Source organism: Candidatus Tisiphia endosymbiont of Temnostethus pusillus, from assembly GCF_964264675.1.
Taxonomy (GTDB): Bacteria; Pseudomonadota; Alphaproteobacteria; order Rickettsiales; family Rickettsiaceae; genus Tisiphia.
Map to the genome: position 1 here is coordinate 940481 of NZ_OZ183472.1, position 23680 is coordinate 964160.

The 23680-nt window shown below is 31.7% G+C and carries 21 protein-coding genes and 1 tRNA gene; 17 read left to right on the top strand and 5 right to left on the bottom strand.

From position 1 onward, the window contains the following. The first annotated feature begins 25 nt into the window (after positions 1-25). Positions 26-256, top strand: a complete 231-nt coding sequence (locus ACFEL2_RS04485) for a hypothetical protein (protein ID WP_375331595.1) — start codon at positions 26-28, stop codon at positions 254-256. 234 nt (positions 257-490) lie between these two features. Here the strand turns inward: ACFEL2_RS04485 and ACFEL2_RS04490 are convergent. Then, a tRNA-Gln gene (locus tag ACFEL2_RS04490) sits at positions 491-565 on the bottom strand. 236 nt (positions 566-801) lie between these two features. Between ACFEL2_RS04490 and ACFEL2_RS04495 the strand changes: the two genes are divergently transcribed. From ACFEL2_RS04495 to ACFEL2_RS04540, 10 genes are all read left to right on the top strand, one after another. Continuing rightward, positions 802-1503, top strand: coding sequence for a VirB8/TrbF family protein (locus tag ACFEL2_RS04495; protein ID WP_341747699.1), 702 nt, complete (start codon positions 802-804; stop codon positions 1501-1503). Beyond that, positions 1500-2246 (top strand): P-type conjugative transfer protein VirB9, encoded by a 747-nt coding sequence (virB9, locus tag ACFEL2_RS04500; protein WP_341751979.1) that lies wholly within the window; start codon positions 1500-1502, stop codon positions 2244-2246. The genes ACFEL2_RS04495 and virB9 overlap by 4 nt, the downstream gene beginning before the upstream one ends. Before the next feature lie 36 nt (positions 2247-2282). Next, positions 2283-2639 (top strand): Na+/H+ antiporter subunit C, encoded by a 357-nt coding sequence (locus tag ACFEL2_RS04505; RefSeq protein ID WP_341752284.1) that lies wholly within the window; start codon positions 2283-2285, stop codon positions 2637-2639. Continuing rightward, on the top strand, positions 2636-4042 hold the full coding sequence (locus ACFEL2_RS04510; RefSeq protein WP_375331596.1) for a proton-conducting transporter membrane subunit: 1407 nt from the start codon (positions 2636-2638) through the stop codon (positions 4040-4042). Before ACFEL2_RS04505 ends, ACFEL2_RS04510 begins: the two co-directional genes overlap by 4 nt. Next, positions 4042-5511, top strand: a complete 1470-nt coding sequence (locus ACFEL2_RS04515) for a proton-conducting transporter membrane subunit (protein WP_375331597.1) — start codon at positions 4042-4044, stop codon at positions 5509-5511. The genes ACFEL2_RS04510 and ACFEL2_RS04515 overlap by 1 nt, the downstream gene beginning before the upstream one ends. 139 nt (positions 5512-5650) lie before the next feature. After that, complete coding sequence (locus tag ACFEL2_RS04520; protein ID WP_341751976.1) at positions 5651-6523, top strand: CPBP family intramembrane glutamic endopeptidase; 873 nt, start codon at positions 5651-5653, stop codon at positions 6521-6523. A 40-nt stretch (positions 6524-6563) separates the two neighbouring features. Continuing rightward, complete coding sequence (locus tag ACFEL2_RS04525) at positions 6564-8180, top strand: proton-conducting transporter membrane subunit (RefSeq protein ID WP_375331598.1); 1617 nt, start codon at positions 6564-6566, stop codon at positions 8178-8180. Positions 8181-8187: 7 nt separating this feature from the next. Continuing rightward, positions 8188-10242 (top strand): S9 family peptidase, encoded by a 2055-nt coding sequence (locus ACFEL2_RS04530; RefSeq protein WP_375331599.1) that lies wholly within the window; start codon positions 8188-8190, stop codon positions 10240-10242. Positions 10243-10350: 108 nt separating this feature from the next. After that, positions 10351-10794: a phasin family protein gene (locus tag ACFEL2_RS04535; RefSeq protein ID WP_341747707.1), complete on the top strand. Its 444-nt coding sequence runs from the start codon at positions 10351-10353 to the stop codon at positions 10792-10794. A gap of 102 nt (positions 10795-10896) precedes the next feature. Next, positions 10897-11151 (top strand): hypothetical protein, encoded by a 255-nt coding sequence (locus tag ACFEL2_RS04540; RefSeq protein WP_341747708.1) that lies wholly within the window; start codon positions 10897-10899, stop codon positions 11149-11151. A gap of 156 nt (positions 11152-11307) precedes the next feature. Here ACFEL2_RS04540 and ACFEL2_RS04545 read toward each other — a convergent pair whose 3' ends face one another. Genes ACFEL2_RS04545 through hslV form a run of 3 tightly spaced genes read right to left on the bottom strand, consistent with a single transcriptional unit; the run spans position 11308 to position 14752 of the window. After that, the gene (locus ACFEL2_RS04545; RefSeq protein ID WP_375331600.1) at positions 11308-12828 is read right to left on the bottom strand and encodes a YifB family Mg chelatase-like AAA ATPase; all 1521 of its coding nucleotides are present in this window, start codon (positions 12826-12828) and stop codon (positions 11308-11310) included. A 2-nt stretch (positions 12829-12830) separates the two neighbouring features. Beyond that, positions 12831-14195 (bottom strand): ATP-dependent protease ATPase subunit HslU, encoded by a 1365-nt coding sequence (gene hslU, locus ACFEL2_RS04550; RefSeq protein WP_341755642.1) that lies wholly within the window; start codon positions 14193-14195, stop codon positions 12831-12833. Further along, positions 14192-14752 carry an ATP-dependent protease subunit HslV gene (hslV, locus tag ACFEL2_RS04555; protein ID WP_341751970.1) on the bottom strand — a complete coding sequence of 187 codons (561 nt, stop codon included), beginning with the start codon at positions 14750-14752 and terminating at the stop codon, positions 14192-14194. The genes hslU and hslV overlap by 4 nt, the downstream gene beginning before the upstream one ends. A gap of 90 nt (positions 14753-14842) precedes the next feature. On the opposite strand from hslV, the gene ACFEL2_RS04560 reads away from it, so the two are divergent. From ACFEL2_RS04560 to ACFEL2_RS04580, 5 genes are all read left to right on the top strand, one after another. Continuing rightward, positions 14843-15208 (top strand): DUF2628 domain-containing protein, encoded by a 366-nt coding sequence (locus tag ACFEL2_RS04560; RefSeq protein WP_341751969.1) that lies wholly within the window; start codon positions 14843-14845, stop codon positions 15206-15208. Between the two features lie 51 nt (positions 15209-15259). Next, entirely contained in the window at positions 15260-15610 is a 351-nt protein-coding gene (locus ACFEL2_RS04565) for an HIT domain-containing protein (RefSeq protein ID WP_341747712.1), read from the top strand. 25 nt (positions 15611-15635) lie between these two features. After that, entirely contained in the window at positions 15636-16661 is a 1026-nt protein-coding gene (gene asd, locus ACFEL2_RS04570; protein WP_341751968.1) for an aspartate-semialdehyde dehydrogenase, read from the top strand. 244 nt (positions 16662-16905) lie between these two features. Next, positions 16906-18663, top strand: a complete 1758-nt coding sequence (locus tag ACFEL2_RS04575; RefSeq protein ID WP_375331601.1) for a type I secretion system permease/ATPase — start codon at positions 16906-16908, stop codon at positions 18661-18663. Positions 18664-18672: 9 nt separating this feature from the next. Continuing rightward, positions 18673-20202 (top strand): HlyD family type I secretion periplasmic adaptor subunit, encoded by a 1530-nt coding sequence (locus tag ACFEL2_RS04580; protein ID WP_375331602.1) that lies wholly within the window; start codon positions 18673-18675, stop codon positions 20200-20202. 380 nt (positions 20203-20582) lie between these two features. Here ACFEL2_RS04580 and ACFEL2_RS04585 read toward each other — a convergent pair whose 3' ends face one another. After that, a complete protein-coding gene (locus ACFEL2_RS04585) occupies positions 20583-21428 on the bottom strand; it encodes a DsbA family protein (RefSeq protein WP_375331603.1) in 846 nt (281 codons plus the stop codon). Between the two features lie 431 nt (positions 21429-21859). Between ACFEL2_RS04585 and ACFEL2_RS04590 the strand changes: the two genes are divergently transcribed. Continuing rightward, positions 21860-23608 (top strand): hypothetical protein, encoded by a 1749-nt coding sequence (locus ACFEL2_RS04590; RefSeq protein ID WP_375331604.1) that lies wholly within the window; start codon positions 21860-21862, stop codon positions 23606-23608. Positions 23609-23680: the final 72 nt, after the last annotated feature.

Below are 23680 nucleotides of genomic sequence, written 5' to 3' on the forward strand. Positions count from 1 at the left end.
TGATAACCCTAATAAAAGGATATATGTGAAAGAAGAAATAATACTACAAGAAGTTGAGAAAGTACTAGCAACACTCTATTTAGAGCCTGAATTGTTAGCTGAAGTAATTGGTTATATTAAAGCTTCAGCAAAAATAGAGCAAGGTTTTTATAAAATGCGTATAGGAGAGCTACATACTGAGCATACTAAGATTAAAACTCGTATGGATAGGTTAACTGATTTATTTTTAGATTCAGCAATTAATACAAAAACGTGAAGATATCATGAGAGAAATAGAAAACCATAATTATGCTGATGATAAATTTTCAGAATGCTTGGTTAACCTAGTAGAACTGGCTTCCAGAGCGTTAGAAACCTTTAAAGGTTCGACTACGGAAAACGTAAATTGATGAATTTAGTATTTTCGAACCTAAAATTAAAAGACGGAAAGCTAGACTTTATGCTACGTCCACCGTTTGATGCATTCGTAAAATGCACTAAAATCGAAGAATGGCTGGGGCGGATGGATTCGAACCACCGAATGACGATACCAAAAACCGTTGCCTTACCACTTGGCTACGCCCCATCATTAAATACTAGTGTATAAGTGTACACTTAATATATACAGAGCTTATAACAACAAACATTTCTTGAGTCAAATATTCTTTTTAATTTGACTATTCTTAATACCAATTTTTATTGGTATTGTAGACACAAAATTAGCTTTTTGAACAGGCTAAAAGAATAATTTTTATAAAAAATTATAACATCTTTTCTAATATGTGTTAGAATCCGATATAGGTAAGCAATTATTTAAAACTAATGGATAAGCTGTTAAATTCTGTTCAAGAATATATTAAGTCTGGTGAATATTTTGTTGATGCGAAAAGATGGTATAATTTTGAATATATATATCCACTTGTACACAGAACATTTTTGTTGATATTTAGTGTAGTTCTTTTTGTATTATTTCTAAGTGTGGTGATTAATTTTGAGACTTTATTACCAGTAAAGCGTCAGGTGAGATACGCAATTAGTGCTAAATCCCTTAAAAGTGCAACAATAACTAACGCTAATCATATTAAGCATAATGCAATTAATTCTATTGCAGATATTATGATTAGAAATTACGTTATACATAGAGAATCATATGACTATGACTTACTTCGTCCTCAGTATATATTTATGCAAAATAATTCTACGCGTATAATATTTAGACAATTTGCCAATTTTATGAATATTGACAATCCATTGTCTCCAGTTATGCGTTACCAAAAGTCCTTAAAGCGTTCTGTTAATATATCATCAGTGGTTTATCATAAAAATAATAAGGCTGAAGTTACATTTACATCTTTGGCAAAAAACGCTTCTAATGATATTTTAGAAAATATGGTGTGGCAAGCTACAATAAATTTTGAAATAGATGCAATTAATATACATCTACCGCCTAACTCAAGATTTAATTTTGCTGTCACTGGTTACAAACTTAAGTTAATAGAAGATAAAAGTAAAAAAATAAGATGAAGCAACTAATAATATTTTTTGTAGCAGTATTTTTTGTAAATACTGCGTTAGCCGTTAGGGAATCTAGACCAATGCCGATTGATAGTAGAATCAGGGTAATGGTTTATAGTCCTGATGATGTATTTAAGTTTACTGGATATTATGGTTATCAGGCTAGTATAGAGCTAGCAAAAGATGAAGAAATAGTTAGTATTTCCATGGGAGATACCACTTCTTGGCAAATAGTACCAGCGGGGCATAGGATATTCATTAAACCGATGGAACAAGATGCTACAACTAATATGACGCTTATTACTAATAAGCGAACTTACTTTTTTGAACTATATGCTACAGAAGCCTTAGATATGAGAGATCCAGATATGGTTTTTAATTTAAGGTTTATTTATCCTGATGATGAAAATTCTGGAGATCACTTACAAAATTACGTTACATCTTCAGCTAACCTTGATTTATCGCATCCTGAAAAATATAATTTTAATTATTCCATAAGTGGTAATGAATCGATTGCACCAATTAAAATTTTTGATGATGGAGTGTATACTTACCTACAATTCAGAGATAAAAATGCTGAGTTACCAGCTATTTTTGCAGTTGATGAAGCTCTTAGAGAGTCGATGGTAAATTATAGACTCTCACAAGATAACGCTAATATGGTGATTATTGAACAAGTATTTCACAAGCTGTCAATACGTCATGGTAAAAAAATAGTATGTGTGTTTAATGAAGCATTTAAGCCGTATTAATTAAGTTAAGTAACAATGTTTTTAGAAACTATATATATCTCAAAAATTTTATATTTTTTTACACTACTAGTGTTAGTTAGTGGTTTGTTTATAATGCTAACCAGTGATAATTATGTTCGTAAAATTATTGGGCTTAGTGTAATGCAAAGTTCGGTGCTAATTTTTTACCTTATGCTTGGTAAGGTAAGTGGAGGTATTGTACCAATTGAACGTACAACACTACATAGCTATTCAAGTCCACTCCCTCAGGTGTTAATGCTCACGGCTATTGTTGTTGGATTTGCTACTTTATCATTGGGTCTTAGCTTGATTTACCGTATTTCTAAGCAATTTAATACTATATCAGAAAGTGAGATTAATTTTAGTGAAACGACTAATGATCGAAGTGAATGACATTAATTAAACATTTCCCAGCTTTACAAGTATTGCTGCCATTTTTTGGGGCATTATTTTCAATACTCACTTTTCGTTATGTGCTTGCCACTCGAATTATAGCAGTTATTTCGATTGCACTAAGTTTATTTTTAAGTATTTGTGGTTTATCAGCAATTAATAAAGGTACCGTGTCATATGATTTTGGTAATTGGCATGCCCCTATAGGTATTGAATATAAGCTAGATTATCTGAACCAACCTATAATCATCTATATTAATAGTGTATTATTATTTTTTCTAATTTTTTGTAACAAGTTGCTTACAACTACCGTACTTAAATTCATTGATAACAAAAGGCAATCGTTATTTTACGCAGTTCTATTATTTGCCCATAGCGGCTATCTTGGTATATTAAGTACTAATGACCTCTTTAATCTTTATGTATTCATTGAAATATCTTCATTAAGTACCTATGTATTAATGGCGCAGGGTAATAACCCCAAGGCTGTCATCGGTGCTTTTGATTATCTGATGCTCGGTACGGTTGGGGCAACTTTGATATTAATAGGCATTGGATTTTTATTAAGCAGCACAGGCAGCCTTAATATGTTAGACGTTTCAATGCTGCTTAAGACGCATTATGACTCCAAAATAGTGATGCTAGGCATTAGTTTTTTTCTGATTGGCTCTATACTAAAAACAGCTTTTTTTCCTATGCATTTTTGGATGATCAGAGCCTATAGTTCAGCTGCTCCGGTTATTCTGACATATCTTGCTAGTATATCCAGTATAATTGGTATTTATATAATCTTGAGGTTCATTCATTTTACTATTGATTACAATGTGATCATTAAGTATCTATCAAATTTTATCAGCTTAATCGCTTTGATAACTATTACTTTATGTACATATTTTGCTTACAGAAGTCAAAAAGTTAGAAATATTGTTATCTATTCTTCGGCGGTGCAAATTGGTTATATGTTTTTGCTTTTAGTTATTCCTAGAGGTGAATCACTGTTATTTCCCTTTTTGTTTGCTGATAGCATTAACAAGATTGCTTTATTTCTGATCATTGCTTATTCTGATATTTCGAAACCGTTTAATATGTTATGGCGGGTCTTGGTAGTTTTTAGCCTAATTTGCAGTTGTGGTTTGCCAATAAGTAGTATGTTTTTCATTAAGCTTAGTATTTTTGAGTTGTTGGTTGTGGAAGATATGTGGCTAGAGTTTGTTATTATTGTCATAAGTTCTGCTATGTCGTTACTTTATCATTATAAAATTGCCAAAAAACTATGTTGGGATCACTATGATTATACACAATTAAAATCGAACACTAAGTATGGTGGACTAATTTTTATTAGTATAATGCAATTTTTTCTACCAATATTCTTAAACCAATTACAAATATTAGGGGGACAGTAATGTACCCTTATATTACCCCTAGTTTTTTGATTTTATCAACTTTACTTCTAGCTATGCTAAATTTAGTTACTCCCTTTATTAGTAATAGTGATAATAATACGCGTAACTCCTTATTAATTACTATTAGCAGCTTCTTTTTTGTCAATATTTTAATTATTGATTGGTTATTCCTGAAAGGAGTAAGAGCAAATATATCAATAAATATATTCAGTAATTTTGCTATTGGGTTGCATTTAGAAGCGTTAAGCCTCATTTTCTTAACTTTACTGAGTTTCTTATGGATTTGTGCGTTAATTTACACCACCAAATATTTGGCAATCAATAATATTGATAATTCCAGTCGTTTTCTATTCTTCATTAATCTAAGTGTGTTATCTAGTGGGATGGTAGCATTATCTTCAAATCTTTTTACTATGTTTATTTTTTATGAAATATTAACATTATCAACTGCTCCATTAATTGGTCATAGTGGTGGAGATAAAGTTATGGCCGGGGTCTATAAATATTTAAAAATATTGATGATCTCGGGGATATTACTATTCTTGCCAGCCTTAATAATTATTTATGCTAAAGCAGGGCATGGTGATTTTACATCACAAGGTTTTATCGAACATTATTTTTCTAGGAGTCAAATAATAATTTTATTATTAATGTTTATTTTTGGCATATCGAAGGCAGCCTTATACCCTTTGCATCAATGGTTACCAGCAGCAATGGTAGCACATTACCCAGTAAGTGCCTTACTACACGCGGTGGTAGTTGTTAAAACTGGGCTTTTTTGTATCTATAAGATTCTGATATATATTTTTGGTCTTAAATATTTACAATCTATTTTTGCAGAATTTAATTGGATTCTTTTCTTTCCTATTATCACCATATTTTATAGTTCCTTTAAAGCCTTAACTAGCGATAATATTAAGAAGATTCTAGCCTATTCTACGATTAACCAGTTAGGGATAGCTTTATTGAGTAGCTTCATGTTTACCTCAAAATCTATAGGAGCAGCTATCCTACATTTATCCTCACATTCATTCACTAAAATCTGTTTGTTTTATGGGATGGGAAGTATTTATAGCTTAAAGAAAACTAACCAAGTTTCTGATCTTATAGCTACTGCTAAAGAAATGCCTAAAACCAGCTTTATGGTACTTATTGCCAGTTTATCCTTAATAGGCATTCCTCCTTTTGGTGGTTTTATTAGTAAATTTTATATTATGTTAGCTGCTGCCGAACAAAATCAAATATTAGTTATGGGGGTACTAGCTTTAAGTACGCTGTTCTCTGCACTGTATTTAGCAAAGCTGATAATATTTATTTATAAGCCTATTGATAATAATTCAAAAATATTTTCTATAGAAAATAAATTACCTAATTCTATGCTATTGAGTTTAGTTATATGCTCGTGCATGGTGGTATTATTTTATTTTATACAGATTTTTATTAAGAAGTTTTTTATATTTATAACTTGAATTCGTGGTGATAGAATTGATATTATTCTCGCATATGCGGGAATCTAAAGAAATAGACAGGAAGGGTGTTTTAGACATTCTATATCTAGCACCAAAACAGGGGTGCTAAAATAACTTAACACAAATATAAAGGAATCAGATGAACATAACTTATATTTTATTAATTATTACAGTAATTATTGCATTGTTTCATAGAGATAAAAAGTTTTTATACATAAGCATCATTATAACAAATATTGTAGGATTATCTCAGGGCGTAATAAATATCGTTGGACTAACTTTGTTGTGTTGCTTTAGTATAATGACATACTTATATTTCCACCTTAATAATGTCAATAAAGTTTTAAAAATTCTATTCTTTATAGGAGTATCCTCTTTCATAGCTGGATTTGCTTTTCATTTAATACCAGGCTTCTTTAATATATTAGTTTTGAATAAAGTCCAGCTTTCTGAGTTGTCATGTCCATTTTCTATGTTTTTAAATTTTGACAAGACTATGTCTGCACTAATACTCTATTCTATAAGTAATTTTTATATTTTAGAGAAAACTATAGATGTAAAATCTTTAAAACAAACAGCTTGTTTTCTTTTACTTTGTATTGCAGGAGTTTTAATCCCTGCTTTTATTAGTGGATATGTAAAATTCGATCCGAAGATACCAAATGTGTTATTGATTTGGGCAATTAATAACTTATTCTTTGTATGTATGGCAGAGGAAGTAATTTTTCGTGGATTCTTACAGAATACCTTAAAAACTTTATTAGAACCACTTGCAGGATTTAATATTTTAGGGATAGGAGGTAAAAATGCTCATATTATTATTGCATCTTTTATATTTGGTTTAGCTCATTTTCAAGGGGGTAGCATTTATATAATATTAGCCACGATTTGTGCTTTATGTTACGGATATACTTACGATAAAACAAATAGGATCATATGTGCAATGATGGTGCATTTTGGATTAAATTTATTCCACTTAATGTTATTTAGCTATCCTGCTGCAAATATATAAGTCAGGTTAACCTATCTCTTCATCAAATTGAGGCTAAATAATGAGAAATGCATTTTATAAAATATTTTATATTATTGCAACAATCTATCCTATAGTTGTTGGCATATTATTAATTAACAACAAAGATGAGATGGTAGTTAATCTATACAATAATAGTTTTGTTATTAATTTTAGTAGTGAAAATAAGTTAATAGCACTTGCTTTTATTGTTGTAACGCTGGCTACTAACTTATATGCCATAAGTAAAAACAGAAAATTTGAGGTAGTTATAGGTAGCCTATATTCAGCTAGTTCTTTGGTCTGTTTATTTGCTGGGGATTTTGTTTCGATGTTTGCTTCTCTAGAAATGATGATGATATTTGCTGCTTTGTTGATTTTTTATGGCAATTACAAAAATAGTGTTAGAGCAGCAAGACAATATTTGCTTACCCATCTTATAAGTGGTAGTCTTATTTTAATAGGGATTAGTTATATAATTACTCACACCTCTAGTTCACAAATTATTTCTCTTACCTCATTGACAGAAAATCAAGAGGCTGGTTTTATATTTTATGCTCTAATACTTTGTGGTTGTTTGATTAATGTAGCTAGCATACCTTTTTTTGGATGGATTGTTAATTGCTATCCATTTGCTTCAAGCTCAGGGATGATATATTTAACTAGCTTTACTAGTAAAATATCGATAATTATACTCCTTAAACTATTTAGTGGCTTAGAAATACTTAAATTCTTTGGATTATTAATGATTATATATGGCGGGGTTTATGCTTGCCTAGAAGATAACATCAAAAGATTAGTAGGTTATCTTACTGTTTCTCAGCTTGGATTCATGCTGATTGCCATTGGCACAAAATCTCAACAAGCAAATTTAGGAATCATAGTTTTTCTTTTTGTCCATATACTGTATAAAGCTTTATTTTGTTTATACGTTGCTATATTAATAGACAAAGAAAATATAGAAAATTGTTCTGAAATAAAAGGACTTTACTCATGGAGAAGCCCTTTATTGCTTGGTAGTTTAATAGTTAGTGTATTGTTCATTATAGCCTTGCCTCCTTTTGCTAGTTTTGTTACCAAAATTGTTGTAACCAATGCTTTGGAGCAAGATATTAATTATTATGCTATTTTCCTACTCAAGATTGTCACATGCATTGCTTTATTTTCTGCGGTTAAATACAAATCTTTGATTAGTGGTTTTTACCTTAAGTTAAATATTCTAACTAAAGTTAGTTTATTTGTCATGCTATCGTTTTTATTAGCAACTAGCTTTTGTTTAGAAGAAGGTTTGAAACTAGTATGGTCATCTTATCCTATTGAAATAATTGATACAAATTGGTTGGATTTAGTAAAACAAATGGTAATAATAGTAATAGGTATAATATTCGCCTTAGTTCTTAGTAAAACGATTTCTAGGCGTTCAACTGCCAACATAAATTTAGACTTATTTCAGTTTATTGAAAATAATATTCGTCGTATTTATTCTAAATATCACTTAGTGGGGCAGGGGTTTCATGATAGACTAGGGGCGGAGTACCCTATTTTTAACAGAATAGAAAAAAGTACTTTACGTAAGATGAAATCTTGGCATAATCAGTCAACCGGTTTGTTGGTAGTAATGATATCATTAATTACTTTTATAATAATCAGCACTAGATGAGGATAAAATGAAGCCACCCATAGCTAATAAGATCGATTATAGCTTTACATTGCACGGTCAGAAAATTACAGATGAATATCACTGGCTTAGAGATATCAAATGGCCTAATGTGAACGATAAAGAAATCATAGAATATTTACAGGCAGAAAATAAATATTCCGAGCAATTTTTTCAGCCGTTACAAGAAGAAAAAGATAAAATCTTTGAAGAATTAAAAGGCAGGATTAAGCTTGCTGATCAGTCAACTTATGTAAAAAAAGATAATAATTATTATTATCTTATAACTGAAGAAAATACCGAATATCCGATATATTGCCGAAAGATAGGGTCAGTGGATGCTTCGGAAGAAATTATATTAGATATCAATGTTCTTGCCAAAGATAATAAATTTACTGATGTAGGTCTAGTAGCCGTTTCTCCTGATCATACGTTACTAGCTTATAGTGTTGATTTTACCGGTGATGAGAAATATACAATTAAAGTCTATAATTTAAAGACCAAACAATATCTACCAGATGAAATACATAACGTTAGTCGCAATATAATTTGGCATGAAGATTTGAAAGGATTCTTTTATATGCCGATTAATGAGAATTCTCGTTGTGATAAATTAATGTTCCACTCTTTAGGGGATGTAATTTCCAATGATAAGTTAATACATCATATAACAAATCCATTATATCAGTTGAATGCAGGCAAGTCATCTAGTCGACAATATATTTTTATTGATATTTCTGGTCATAATGAAAATGAAATATATGCTATAGAAATGAGTGATCATAGCTTCCAGCCTAAACTTATTAGAGCTGCAAAGGATGGGATTTTTTATAATGTTAAGCATAATGGTGATAATTTTTATATTAATACCAACGAGGGGGCAAAGAACTTTCGTATAGTATTAGTAAATGTACATAATTTTCAAAATGATTTATGGAAAAATGATTATATACCGGAAGACTCGGGTAAATATTTGTCAAGCTTTGCCATCACTAGAAATTATTTGATAGTTAATTATCGTGATCAAGGATTACCAGTTATTAAAATAAAACATCTTAAAGAACAGGATGAGAAAATTATCCACTTCCCGGATGCTGCTTTTACTGCCTCAGCCATGTCTACTAATTTTGATGAAGATGATATTCGAGTAAATTATTCTTCACTTGCTAGACCAAACACCACTTATAGTTATGATTTTGATAGTGACCAATTGTCAATATTGAAAGTGCAAGAAATACCAAGTGGTTTCAACCCTGAAGAATATAGGGTAGAAAGGATATTTGCTGATAATGATGGGGTTAAAGTACCAGTTACCTTATTATATAAAAAATCGTTATTTAACAAGGATGGAAAGAATCCTTTATATTTATATGGCTATGGTTCATATGGTGTTAGCATACCAGTATCTTTTCGGAATACAGCTATTTCTCTTGTAGATCGTGGGTTTGTCTACGCTCTTGCCCATATTAGAGGGGGAGATGATCTCGGGCATGATTGGTATGAGGCTGCCAAGTTCCTCAATAAAAAAAGAACTTTCGATGACTTTATTGCGGTTAGTAAAGAGCTAATTAAAGAAAAATATACTAGCCAAGGTAATATAGTAATCTGTGGCGGAAGTGCAGGGGGGATGTTAATTGGTGCGGTCATTAATAAACAGCCAGAATTATTTAAAGCAGCACTTGCCCATGTACCTTTTGTTGATGTATTAAATACTATGCTCGATGAACAATTGCCATTAACCCCTAGTGAATTTAAGGAATGGGGTAATCCTAAAGAATTAGAGTATTTTAACTATATTAAGTCTTATTCTCCGTACGATAATATAAAAGCCCAAAATTATCCAAGTCTATTTATTACTGCTGGAATCTCTGACCCTAGAGTTGGCTATTGGGAAGCGGCTAAATGGGTAGCAAAGATTCGAGCAACAAAACTCGACGATAATATATTATTGCTAAAAACTAATATGGATTCAGGGCATAAAGGTTCTTCTGGTCGTTTCGATTATCTAAAAGAAGCAGCTGATGATATAATATTTATATTTAGGGTTTTTGGTATAATCAATTGACTATATTAAGATTATTATTAACCAGCTATTGACTCGTATTTTTATAAATGGTAACATGAGATTTATGATTTACACAATAAATAGATCACTTAATTTAGAGGATTTACAATGACTAATAGTACTGCCCAATTTGTAGATTTTATGAAATCTTTTATGAATCCAGAAGTTTACATAAATTCCGTAAAAAACTTACCTGTTATGGATTTTTCTGCTATGTCAGATACTATCAAGAAAAGTACTAAAATACTTACTACAACAAATCAGATTGTTACTGAATCACTGCAGTCTATGATCCAAAAAAATTCAGAGGATTTTCAAAACAATGCTATGAATATGCTGAATTCTACAAAAGATGCAATAACTTCTGGAGATTTAAACCAAATAGCCGAATGTCAGCAAAAATACCTTAAGTCGACTTGCGAAACTTCAATCAATAACATTAAAGAGTTTGTCAGTATGGCATCTGATACTTCAATGAAAATGTTTGATGCCATAAATAGTATGACAGGAGAGATGACTAAGACTTGTGATAACATAAAAAACAAAGCTTAAGAATTATTAAAGGGTATATTTTATAACTTAAATACGCATAAATTAAAGAGCTAACTAAAGATAGCATTACCATACAACTAACGAGAACCTTAGATTATAGAAATGTCAAAAGATAATTTAGATACTGACAGAAATACCGATAATAAATTTGTTGAAACAGAAGAAGAAAGAGAAAAACGACTGGATCGTGAAGAATCAGCTAGGAAACTAAAAGCAATTCTTTTTGTATTTATACCGCTTTTAGTTGGTTTCCTAACCTTCACTTATTTCTTTCTTAATTCAATAGAAGAAAAAAGTAAACTACTAAAAGAACAAACAAGTCAAAATATATCAACACCAAATAGCTCAGCAAAATAGGTAGATTTGGCTAAAGAAATTAGTTTATTGGTTGAAAGGACAACATAAGGCTGGTTTAAGAAGTGATACAGATTCCACGGGATCTAAAGAGCCTTGCCATGACGATTATAGAAAAATGTAGGGTACTATGATACAGAAGTACGACTAATGGTTAATTCAAAAGCTACCCCCTATTCTTCTATAGTTTAGTGCTTCAGCAATGTGTATCCTGTAGACGTTGGAAGAAGCGTCTAGATCCGCTATAGTTCTTGCAACCCGTAAGATACGGTTATAAGCACGCATGGATATACGAAATTTTGTCGCGGCTTCATTAAGTAAATCCTTACCGTCATCTACTGGCAATGCATGTTCGATAAGCAACTGTCCGTCCAAACGGTTATTTGTTTTGATATTATATCCTTCATATCTAGTTTGTTGAATATTACGAGCCATTTCGACCCTGTATGCTATCTGCCCCGACTCTTCTTCTGTATCATCTTCTATTAAATCATAGTTATATGAGTCGATAGATCCTACCTCTATATGTAGATCAAATCGATCCATGATAGGACCAGAAATTCGCATCTGATAATCGCTCCCACATTTTGGGGCTTTAGAACATGCTTTGTGAGGATCGCTTAAATAACCACATTTACAAGGATTCATTGCTGCTATTAACTGAAAGTTAGCAGGATATTTTATATGCGAATTTGCTCTAGCAATTAGTATTTCTCCGGTTTCAATTGGCTGCCTTAAAGATTCGATAACGTTAGGTGGAAACTCTGGTAATTCATCTAAAAACAACACTCCGTTATGTGCTAACGAGATCTCTCCAGGTTTTACTCTTTTACCAACCCCACCGCCGACCATCGCTGCTATCGAGCATGAGTGGTGGGGGGTACGAAAAGGTCTAGCTCTTGATAGTTTCCCGTTTGCTAGCTTGCCTGCAACGCTTGCTATAGTACTGCACTCCAATATTTCTTCAGGTTGCATTTTGGGTAATATACCAGGTATACATTGTGCCAACATAGATTTGCCAGTACCAGGTGGACCAAGCATTAATAGATTGTGACCACCAGAGGCTGCTATTTCTAAAGCTCGCTTAGCGGCCTTTTGTCCTTTGATATCTTTAAAATTAGGGTAATTTATTATAGTAGTGTCAATTTCTAATTCAGGTGATGATAATATTTGTGAGCCTTTAAAATGGTTAACTAACTCTATTAAATTTCCTGCTACCAAAATATTATTATTGCCAGACCATGCAGCTTCCTGACCATTAGATTTTGAACAAATTAGCCCTTTATTTCTAGCCAAAGCACCAATAGCAGCAGGCAAAGCCCCGCTGACAGGTAGAATAGAACCATCTAGAGATAATTCGCCTATTACTAGATATTCTTGTATTTCCTCAGCTGGTAAAATTTTCATGCTGCTAAGTATAGCACAAGCAATAGCAAGGTCAAAATGACTACCTTCTTTAACCAAATCAGCTGGAGCTAAATTTATCAGTATTTTTTGAGCAGGCAAGGCAAGACCTATTGAAGAAAGTGCTGCTCTAACTCGTTCTTTAGACTCGCCAATAGTTTTATCAGCAAGTCCTACTATAGTAAAATTAGGTATACCTGGCGATATCTGTACTTGCACATCAACATCGATAATATCTATACCGCTAAAAGTTAAACTACCAAGGTGAACTATCATTTTTATAAAATAAATTTTACTAGATCAAGATTCTTGATAATTTTTGATAATTGCTGGTCGACAAAATGTTCGTCAATAACTATCTCTTTTTCTTTCGTATCACTTGCATTGAAGCTTATCTCCTCCAATAAATTTTCTAGAATAGTATGTAATCTTCTTGCTCCAATATCTTCAACTTCTAAGTTAACATTTGCTGCATAAGTAGCAATTTTATCTATTGCATTATCAGTAAATTTTAATTTTACCCCTTCGGTTGCAATTAAGGCTGAATATTGTTTTATTAAACTTGATTCTGGTTCAATTAAAATTTTTATCATATCGTCCTTAGTAAGTGAGCTTAACTCTACTCTAATAGGTAGCCTTCCTTGCAATTCAGGTAACAAATCAGATGGTTTTGATAAATGAAAAGCACCTGATGCTATAAATAATATATGTGCAGTTTCTATAGGTCCATGTTTTGTATTAACAGTTGTACCCTCAATAATAGGTAATAAATCTCTTTGCACTCCTTCTCTACTAATTTCTGAACTTTTTCCCTCAGCTCTTGAGGTGATTTTATCTATTTCATCCAAAAATACTATACCATCATTTTGTACTAGCACTAAGGCATCTTGAATAATTTTTTCTTGATCGATCAATTTTTCTGACTCTTCGGCAGAAATAATTAAACGAGCATCTTTAACCAGCATTTTCTTAGTTTTTGTTTTGTTAGTACCAATAGCTTTGCCGATCATATCAGAAATATTTAATACGCCCATGGCAGCTCCTGGCATACCAGGAATCTCAAAATTACTACTACCAAATAAGCCACCTGAATCTGTTATACTTATTTCAATTTCAGTATTGTCAAGTTCACCTTTTTCAAGCTTGCGACAAAATTTTTCTCTAGTTTCAGTTGATGCTGATTTGCCGACTAAAGCATCCAAAATCCTCTCTACAGTTTTTAAATGTGCATTAGCAATCACTGCTTTTTTAGCATTAGCTTTTTGTGTGTTAACAGCTATTTCCACTAAGTCTCGTATTATTGACTCAACATCTCGTCCAACATATCCTACTTCAGTGAATTTTGTTGCTTCTACTTTAAGAAATGGTGAGCCGCTAAGCTTAGCAAGTCGCCTAGCGATTTCAGTCTTACCTACGCCAGTTGGTCCTATCATTAAAATATTTTTTGGCACTATTTCTTGACGAAGTGGTTCGTCTACATTTCTACGTCTACAGCGATTCCGCAACGCTATCGCAACAGCTTTTTTAGCTTTATATTGCCCAACAATGAATCTATCAAGTTCAGCTACGATTTTAGCGGGAGTTAATCCCATAGATTTAGCGGGAGTTAATCCCACTGATTTTTTCTTAATATTAGTACTCATATAACTTTTTCTAAAATAATATTATGATTGGAGAAAACACAGATGTCGGCTGCAATATTCATTGATTTTAAAGCAATCTCTTCTGCAGTTAGGTCATTGTCAAAAGACATTAAACCTCTAGCAGCAGACAGTGCATATAATCCACCAGAGCCAATGGCAGCAACGTCACCATCAGGTTCAACTACATCACCATTACCAGTTAAAATTAATATATTTTTTTGATCTGCAACGATCATCATTGCTTCAAGTTTACGTAAATATTTATCGCTACGCCAATCTTTTGCCAGTTCTACAGCACTTCTCAGTAACTGATACGAATATTTCTCCAACTTTAATTCTAATTTTTCAAATAAAGTTAGAGCATCTGCAGTAGATCCAGCGAAGCCAGCAATAATACTATTATTGAACATGACTCTTAATTTTCTTGCTGTAGATTTTAAAATTGTATTACCATGGGAGACCTGACCATCCGCTGCGATTACAACATTCTCACCTTTTCTTAAGCAAAGTATAGTAGTCCCGTGTAATGTGACAGGACCGGGCGAGTTATCTAACATAAAGAATCTTTTAAATATTGATGTTTGGCTATTTGTTTATTATTATGCTATTTAAGTAATCATTTAATATCGTAATTACAAGACTTTCCTATGAATATTTATTCAATATATGTTAATCCTCAAAAAAAAGATAATGATTTTATTCTTATCAAGCAAGGTTTTTCATTATTTGCTGCGTTTTTAAGCGTGTTTTGGGCATTATATCATAGAATGTGGTTACCACTAATAACTACTTTAATATTAAGTATTTTTATATCAAGTTTAGGTTGTACTAATTTTATTTCTGTAAGTCAACTCGCCATTATGTTGATATTTGGTTTTTTCAGCGATGATATGAGAGAATATGATTTGCAAAAAAAGAAATACCAACTTACAGACATAATATTAGCAAAATCTGAGATAGAAGCTGAATTAAAATTTTTAGAACGCTTAGTGGATGAAAAAAATGTGTTATAGTAATCTCAAATATTGACATTTGGGAGTAGATAATAAAAATGAGAGTATAATATGTATGACAAGAATAATGTTTTTGTAAAAATTATTGGTAAAGATATTCCAGCAGAGATAATATATGAAGATGATAATCTAATAGCATTTAATGATATAAATCCTGTAGCTCCAGTACATATAATAATTATACCAAAAAAAGAGTATATTGACTATAGTGATTTTATCCTTAAAGCTTCTAGCGATGAAATTAAAGATTATTTCACCAAACTAGCCTATATTGCATCGCTAGTTGGTTTAGATCAAGATGGCTATCGTTTGATTACTAATAAAGGGGTAAAGTCTGGACAGAGTGTGTTCCATTTTCATTTCCATATTATAGGGGGAAAAACTATTTCTAAGCTGATATAGTCAATTGATAAAAAGATAAATGTAGATGACAAAACAATATAATATTGCGGTAATTGGTGCGTCGGGTAATGTTGGGCGAGAAACTTTAGAAATTTTGTTTGAGAGAAATTTTCCAATTAATAATATCCACGCTATAGCTTCGAGTGAGTCTAATGGTAAAGAGGTTAGCTTTGGAGATGGCACTATAAAAATATCTGACATAGACAGTGTAGATTTTAGCAAAATAGATATTGCTTTTTTTGCAGCTGGATCAGAAATATCAATGAAATATATACCCAAGGTTGTCGAGCAAGGTTGCATAGTTATCGATAAATCGTCATTTTTCAGACTTGATTCTGATGTTCCTTTGATAGTTCCAGAAGCCAATCTAGCGAGCCTTAAAGATTATACTATTAAAAATATTATAGCTAATCCGAATTGTTGTACTGCTCCTATAGCTACTGTATTAAAGCCTTTGGATAATGCAGTAAAGATTAAGAGAATGGTGATATCGACTTATCAATCGACTTCAGGAGCAGGAAAGAGAGGAATGGATGAGCTTTATGAGCAAACCAAGGCAAAATATGTTTTTAAGGACATCGAGCCTAAAGTTTTCCCGCAACAAATAGCTTTTAATTTATTCCCACATATAGGTAGTTTTAATGAAGATGGTTCTACTAGTGAAGAATCTAAGATTGCTTTGGAGTTAGAAAAAATTATAGGATCACATGCTAAATTTAGTGTAACTTGCGTAAGAGTGCCAGTGTTTGTTGGTCATTCTATTTCAGTGAATGTTGAGTTTAGCGGAGAGATAGATGCTAAAGAAATAGAAGAAATACTAAAAGAATCAGACTCTATTGTAGTTAATTCTCATTTGGATAAAACACAATATGTTTCTCCCATAGATGTTGTTGGTAAAGATCTTGTTTATGTTTCGCGAATTAGAAATGATCATAGTCAAAAAAATACCATTAATTTATGGATTACAGTAGATAATTTACGTAAAGGAGCAGCTTTAAACGCTGTACAAATTGCTGAGGAGTTGATAAAAGGATATTTGTCGAAAAAGTAATTAGGTTATATTTCAGGCTCTAAGTCTAATAAAGAGGTTGCCATATTATTTATTTTGCGTATAGTGTAGAGTCAAATAAAAAATATTACAAATAGTATAATTTTTACCAATTAGCAGTAAAAAATATAATAGAGCCAGGAAGCCATCAGGTTCGGATAACTACTATTATCAGGACAGGCTAATTTAATTTGTGTTAGATGATATAGATTATTAATTCAGAAAAATATAATATAACAATGGTAATATGAGAAATAATAGTGCATTAGTATCTCAAGTAATAAATCCCCTAACTACTGCTCTTGAGAAGTGCAAAATTGCGTTTTGGATAGTTTTTAGTTTTGCGTTTGTTATTAACTTGTTAATGTTGATAACACCTCTTTATTCCTTGCAAGTTCTTGATCGGGTTATAGGAAGTGGTAACTTATTTACATTAATGTGGTTGTCTATTATTATTGGTACGATCTATTTTATTTATGGGTTATTGCAAATTGCTAGATCATTCACCCTAATTAAAGTTGGTGAATGGTTGGATAAAACAATTGCTCCTGTAATTTTTGGTCACTCTATTTCAGCCTCTGCAACTCGTACTAATATGGGTGCTAGTCAGTTACTTCGTGATTTCCAAACAGTAAAAACCTTTCTAACTAGCACTGGTATTAATACTTTATTTGATGCTCCTTGGAGTGTTGTCTATATAATAGTAATTTTCTTAATTCATCCATATATTGGAATCCTTACATTAGCTGGGGCTATTATTATTGTATCTACGGCTTTCTTTAATGCAGCTGCAACTAATAAAACTCTCGGTGAAGCTACTGAATTTTCTATAAAGGGTATGACGCAAGCTGACATCGCCAATAGAAATTCAGAAGTTGTAGAAGCTATGGGCATGATGAAAAATGTTACGGCAAATTGGCATCAATTTAATATTGCTTCTTTGGAGAAGCAATCAATTGCTAGCTACCGTAATGGTGCTATTTCTAATTTTTCAAGATTTATCCGTAATGTTATGCAGATGCTGGTAACTGGGATTGGGGCTTATGTTGTTGTTAGTACTTCAGGAAGAGAGATGACTACTGGTGGTATGATTATGAGTTCCATTATAGTTGGTAGAGCTTTAGCCCCTTTTGATAACGCTATTGAGTTATGGAAAAGTATGAGCGGAGCTATAAAATCTTATAAAAATATCAATCAATTATTTGCTTCGTATAAATCAAGAGAAGAAGCAATGCCAATTCCAAATGTTGAAGGACATTTAACTGTGGAAAATATTTATTATTCGATACCAATTCCTCCACATATACCACAACCGCCAGTACCAAGATATATTTTAAAAGGAGTGTCCTTTGCGGTGCAGCCTGGTGAGATATTAGCAATTATAGGACCTTCTGCAGCAGGTAAGTCAACTTTAGCAAAAGTTTTAGTTGGGGTATGGAAAGCATCGTCAGGGACTGTTAGGCTTGATAGTGGAGAAATTTATCGTTGGAACAGGGAAGATTTTGGTAAACATGTAGGGTATTTGCCGCAAGGAATAGAGTTATTTAGTGGTAGTATAAAGCAGAATATAGCTAGGATGGCTGAAAATGCTGATCCGGAAAAAGTAATTGAGGCAGCTAAAATTGCTGGAGCTCATGAAATGATCTTAAGATTACCAGATGGCTATGATTCAGATATTGGAACAGCAGGCTCTAATCTTTCTGGTGGACAAAAACAACGGGTTGGTCTTGCTAGAGCATTTTATGGTAATCCTAAACTACTTATTTTAGATGAACCTAATGCAAATCTTGACGAAGCGGGTGAAATAGCCCTATCAAATTGCTTAAAGCAAGCAAAATCTAAGGGTATTGCTGTAGTTGTTATCTCTCATAGACCTTCTGTATTATCGGTGGTAGATAAGATTTTGGTATTACAAGAGGGGGCGGTAGCTCTTTATGGCACTCAAGAAGAAATGCAAAATCGAGTTAAACTGTTGCAAAATGGTGTAATCCACATTAATGAATAAGTTTTAAATATGGAAGAAAAGTCAAATAACAATAAGCCGGCATTTACAGCGGAGCAACTTAAACAGCTTTTGTCGCTACAAAATGATTTAACACACACAAAAAAAACAAAGGGAGCTATTGTATCACAAAAGGTAATAGTAAAGATTTCTAATGCCATTAAAAATACATTATATTATCTTGATCGTTTCGTCAATTTTGTTACTAAAAATAATGATGTTGATCGCAATGATGTAGTGCAAATTGCTAGATCCCCAATTCTTTTTGGGGTATATGTAATAATCTTTTTTGTATTAGTTGGAGGGGTATGGGGCAGTTTTGCTCCTCTTGATAGTGCTGCTACAGCATTGGGTGTTGTTATAACGAGTGGTAATAAGAAGACAATTAATCACCAAGAAGGTGGAATTATAGCTAATATTTTTGTTAAACAAGGTGATCAAGTTAAAGAAGGTGATAAATTAATAGAGCTAGAAGATACAAGAATTAAGTCAGCATATGAAAGTAATTTAAGCCAATATAGACATGCTTTAGCAACGGAAAGTCGTTTAATTGCCGAGAGAGATAATCAAGCTCAGATTGAATTTCCAGAATTATTAACCAAAGATATCAATTTACCTGAAGTAGCAAGGATTATACATACCCAAGAAAAGTTATTCCAGTCTAAAAAAGAAGTATATAAAAGTGAAAAAAGTGCCTTACATCAAAGGATCGAGCAATTAAATAAAAAAATCGAAGGTACGCAGGCTAAAAAAGTTGCAAATGTAAAAACTCTAGAGGTTGTTAAGGACCGTTTAAAGGCAATGGGTACATTGCATGGAAAAGGTTTTGCCAATAAAGCCGCTTTATTAGACTTAGAAGCTAAGGAAGCACAGTACAAAAGTGAGATAGCTATGGCAGAAGCTGAGATTGCATCTATTAAGCATTCGATTACAGAGTGTGAGATTAGCATTATTAACTTACAGAATAAATATACAGAGAAAACTCTGACTGAACTAAAAGAGGCACAAGAGCTAGTAGCTCGTTTTAAAGAAGCATTTAATGCACATCAGGACTCTTTAAATCGAGTGGTTATTAAATCACCAGTTGATGGTATTATAAATGTATTGAACTATCATACAATAGGACAGGTGATTTCACCAAGTTATCCGATTCTAGAGATTTCTCCAACTGATGATAATTTAATAATAGAAGCAAAAGTTCCAAGCAAGAATATAGATTCAGTGCATGAAGGTTTGGTAGCAAAAATTCGCTTCAGTGCTTTTAAATCTAGAACAACGCCGTTATTTACTGGCAAAGTTGTTAAAATATCTCCTGATATTGTACAAGACAGAAATACTCCAACTCAAGATCCTACCACTTATTATATCGCTAGAATTGAGATTGATATGGATGAGTTTAATAAGATTGCAAAAGCTAGAAAGTTAGAGTTACATCCTGGTATGCAAGCGGAAGTTCAAATTGTTACTGGCACAAGGACTCTCCTGAAATATTTACTTGATCCTATTACTGATACGATGTTTAGAGCATTTAAAGAGAAATGATATAGCTAACCAGAGAAGGTTTTAGCCAAAAACGATGCCATCCTAGTACTATAACTATAGTACTATAGTCAAAACGCTGTCATTCTAAGCAATTGTGGGAATCTAAAAAAATAACATAGAAGGTATGTTATCATAATACCCTACTTTTTTTATATAACCACCATTAAAATGGTTGCTGTTCGTCTATTAGCGAGGAGTCGCGAAAAAGCGGCAACGCAACAATCCAAGATCAGGATACGCGAAGCGTTACTCTAAAAAAACAGCTTCGCTGTTTACCTAGATCGCCACGGCATCTAAAGAGCCTTGCTACGACGATTATAGAAAAATGTAGGGTACTATGGTTAACTTGTTACATCGATAATTGAGATTAAGTAAGTGTATTAATTTTCGGATTTGATGCTAGAGTTTTCTAACGTTTTATCAATTACCCTAGAAAGGATTTCTAAACTATACCCATTTGTTATTAGTATGCCATTAACAAAAAATGCGGGTGTACCAACAAAACCTTGTGAACTAGCAGCAAGGTTAGTATTAGCAAGTAATGTTTCGACAATTTTATTATCATTAAGACATTTAGCATAAGTTTCTGCGGATACTCCACCAATTTGAGCTATATTTGTTAGTAATTCACGATATCTATTGCTACTACCCCATTTATCTTGTTGTGCTAGTATTACACTTTGGAATTTAAGAAAACTATCTAGATCATTTGGACAACGTGCCAAAATTGCTGCATCTAAATCTTGCTTATTACCGATAAATTCACGAATTATGTAAGCAATTTTATTGGTATCAATATATTTCTTTTTAAGCTCAGGTAGAATTTTTTCATGATAATAAGCACAATGTGGGCAAGTTGGAGAAAAATACTCAACTACCACTACAGTTGCCTTAACATTACCAAGAACTATATCATTTTGGCTAACATTGAAAGTTGGTTTATAAGGCATCTGTTTCAAGCTAACATTATCAGTAGAGTTAGTAGCAGAATCCTCTACCGTATCTAGAGGTTCTTCCGTATTAGTTGAAGCCGTACTGTCTTGAGGATTTACTATTGTATTCCATTTATCATTGGCAAGGTTGTCATTATTTTCTTCTTGTGGAGCTTTTTCCTGCGTCACTTCAACCTTATTATCAGGTTGTTCGTTTTTATTATTAGATTTATCACTTTCTTCCGAACATGATATTAACAATAATGAAATTATAATGATAAGGATATTATGCATAAGTTTTGATATAGTTTTAAGTTAAATTAAATACTTTACTCTTCAGGATTTTATATTCCTTATGAGAAGTCCTTATAAAAATAAGGTTTTACTGATATTTAAGCAATAAAAATTTTTACTTATTCGTAACAAAATAATTAATTTATATACTATAAATATTTTTTCTAATAAATACAAAAATACTATTAGTTAAAATAAAAATACTGTTATAATGATTTGAACCCCCTTGTAACTTTCGTGATAATTAAGTCTTATTTGCAAATAAGGTAACACAACCCAAGAAGAAGTGAAAAATATATTGGGATACCATGATGATACTGATATAATGCTTGATGGAAGCATGAAATGGGTATACATCCGTAAATTTATGTTCTGATTAGTTAATTGATTCTCCTCCCTAGATACTGAATAACACGATAAGAAAATTAATTATGAAAGATTTTAATACTAAGGTTATTAGTAAGTATGAAGAAAGATTAAAAGGCTGTTTTGTCTCTTTAAGCTTTGAATGCATCGTGTCTTGTAAATATCCTAGTACTTTAAAAAGGTCTTTACGTACTTTTAATATTATAAAGATTCTACAACAGAATAGTGACTTGCTTGATTATCTTAGTCTAGATAGTCAAAAGAACTTGCTCTCTGTTCTTGAGCATTACGGACCTCTCTCTATTGAAACGTTAAAGCAACAAAAATATCAAATGGAAGAGGTAACAAATTTTGTTACCTCTCTTAATCAATTGGTTGATTGCTTAAAAAGTTCTTCCACTTTACATCATGAAGAAAATAATAAGGCACTAAAACCTGTAATGGATTTAGCTAGAAACTTTGTACAACATTGTTGTATATTAATAACTGAAGATGTTAAAAATCAAGATGTTATAAATAATCTACAGGCAACTGCAATTGTTTTGAATTTAGATAATTTATCGCTTGAACAACAAAATCTACTTTTAGATCAATTGTTGCTCATTAAAGAATTATGGCAGATTGATTCTACTATTGACATAAAGAAAGAATCTGTTCCATTGTTATTTCATGCCAATATATTATTAACACTGAAAGAAGAAAACACTGTAGATTACACATACATTTTAAAAAAAATTACTAATTTTTTAATAGATGATCACAATGTATTGATGGAGTTAACCAATGCTAAGTTAATTTGCTTATATAATAGGCTAAAAGATTTATCTATTAAATCTCAGACCATAAACCATATTTTGCTAAGAATACATGATGAATCAAAATTTAGGAAGAGTTTCAGTAAACTTAATAATTCAGGGTATGAGCTTTCAGTATTATTTGAAAATTATAATGCAATAATACATCAGATAGAAAATGCAGAGTTCGCTATAATAGAAAGGTTTTTACTCCGGCAAAATGTCTTTATGCATGAAATTTTAATTAATATTACAAAGCATATAGATGCTATCAGGATGCTCAATATAACAGAAGATTCTGATCTGAATTATATATTAGCTCAGATTAGAAAAAGGTTAACTCAAAATATCCAAAGTGGTCATACTATTTCTTTAATGATTTCTTCTATTGAGTCTAAATTTTCTGCAAAACTTGAAGTTAAAATTATTAAACGATATGCTTCTTTAGATAGTTTTACTAAAAATGCTTTAAAAACTAGGTATCAGTTGTTATTTAAAAATATTACTTCATTATTAAAAAAAGAGCTAAATTATGCAGAGTTTGTACAACAGGTAATAACATGTAAAATTGCAGCTGATTATAAGATAAATAGCAATGTTACTTCAGTTAAAACGTTAAGACTAATTGAACAAGAAAGGTTAGAAGTAAAAAAACAATTATGTGAAATAAATTTTGTAGAAATTTTTAGTGACAAATATTTAAATAAAACATCTAGTTTAAGTTTTAAAAAACATGTCAGGAAAACTAATATAACAACTCCTGCAGGTTATGTTATGGTAATTATTAGAATATTACTAACAAATTTTAGTGTTGAACAGCTTCAACTTTTATCACAATTTTTAATTAATGGTAATCTAATAACAATTCGAACAATCGTTCAACAAGAGTTGGTTATGCAAGTTAAAAAACGCACCACTATAAGTAAAGTAATATATTGTGTATTTACTAGAAAGAAAAATGAACTTACCATGCTCAATAATATCAAGAGAATTCTAAATGAATATACTAACCTCAATTAGATATAAGAACCCTTTTTTAGGGGGCATTTCTCCTTATATTAAAGCCAATTCAGAAGAATTTGATGCTAGGAT

Coding starts and splice junctions, on each gene's coding strand:
- virB9 (WP_341751979.1), top strand. CDS start 1,500: ATGAAGCAACTAATAATATTTTTTGTAGCAGTATTTTTTGTAAATACT.
- asd (WP_341751968.1), top strand. CDS start 15,636: ATGACAAAACAATATAATATTGCGGTAATTGGTGCGTCGGGTAATGTT.
- ACFEL2_RS04525 (WP_375331598.1), top strand. CDS start 6,564: ATGAGAAATGCATTTTATAAAATATTTTATATTATTGCAACAATCTAT.
- ACFEL2_RS04585 (WP_375331603.1), bottom strand. CDS start 21,428: ATGCATAATATCCTTATCATTATAATTTCATTATTGTTAATATCATGT.
- ACFEL2_RS04580 (WP_375331602.1), top strand. CDS start 18,673: ATGGAAGAAAAGTCAAATAACAATAAGCCGGCATTTACAGCGGAGCAA.
- ACFEL2_RS04510 (WP_375331596.1), top strand. CDS start 2,636: ATGACATTAATTAAACATTTCCCAGCTTTACAAGTATTGCTGCCATTT.
- ACFEL2_RS04565 (WP_341747712.1), top strand. CDS start 15,260: ATGTATGACAAGAATAATGTTTTTGTAAAAATTATTGGTAAAGATATT.
- ACFEL2_RS04590 (WP_375331604.1), top strand. CDS start 21,860: ATGAAAGATTTTAATACTAAGGTTATTAGTAAGTATGAAGAAAGATTA.
- ACFEL2_RS04535 (WP_341747707.1), top strand. CDS start 10,351: ATGACTAATAGTACTGCCCAATTTGTAGATTTTATGAAATCTTTTATG.
- ACFEL2_RS04530 (WP_375331599.1), top strand. CDS start 8,188: ATGAAGCCACCCATAGCTAATAAGATCGATTATAGCTTTACATTGCAC.
- hslU (WP_341755642.1), bottom strand. CDS start 14,195: ATGAGTACTAATATTAAGAAAAAATCAGTGGGATTAACTCCCGCTAAA.
- hslV (WP_341751970.1), bottom strand. CDS start 14,752: ATGTTAGATAACTCGCCCGGTCCTGTCACATTACACGGGACTACTATA.
- ACFEL2_RS04540 (WP_341747708.1), top strand. CDS start 10,897: ATGTCAAAAGATAATTTAGATACTGACAGAAATACCGATAATAAATTT.
- ACFEL2_RS04520 (WP_341751976.1), top strand. CDS start 5,651: ATGAACATAACTTATATTTTATTAATTATTACAGTAATTATTGCATTG.
- ACFEL2_RS04545 (WP_375331600.1), bottom strand. CDS start 12,828: ATGATAGTTCACCTTGGTAGTTTAACTTTTAGCGGTATAGATATTATC.
- ACFEL2_RS04495 (WP_341747699.1), top strand. CDS start 802: ATGGATAAGCTGTTAAATTCTGTTCAAGAATATATTAAGTCTGGTGAA.
- ACFEL2_RS04515 (WP_375331597.1), top strand. CDS start 4,042: ATGTACCCTTATATTACCCCTAGTTTTTTGATTTTATCAACTTTACTT.
- ACFEL2_RS04575 (WP_375331601.1), top strand. CDS start 16,906: ATGAGAAATAATAGTGCATTAGTATCTCAAGTAATAAATCCCCTAACT.
- ACFEL2_RS04560 (WP_341751969.1), top strand. CDS start 14,843: ATGAATATTTATTCAATATATGTTAATCCTCAAAAAAAAGATAATGAT.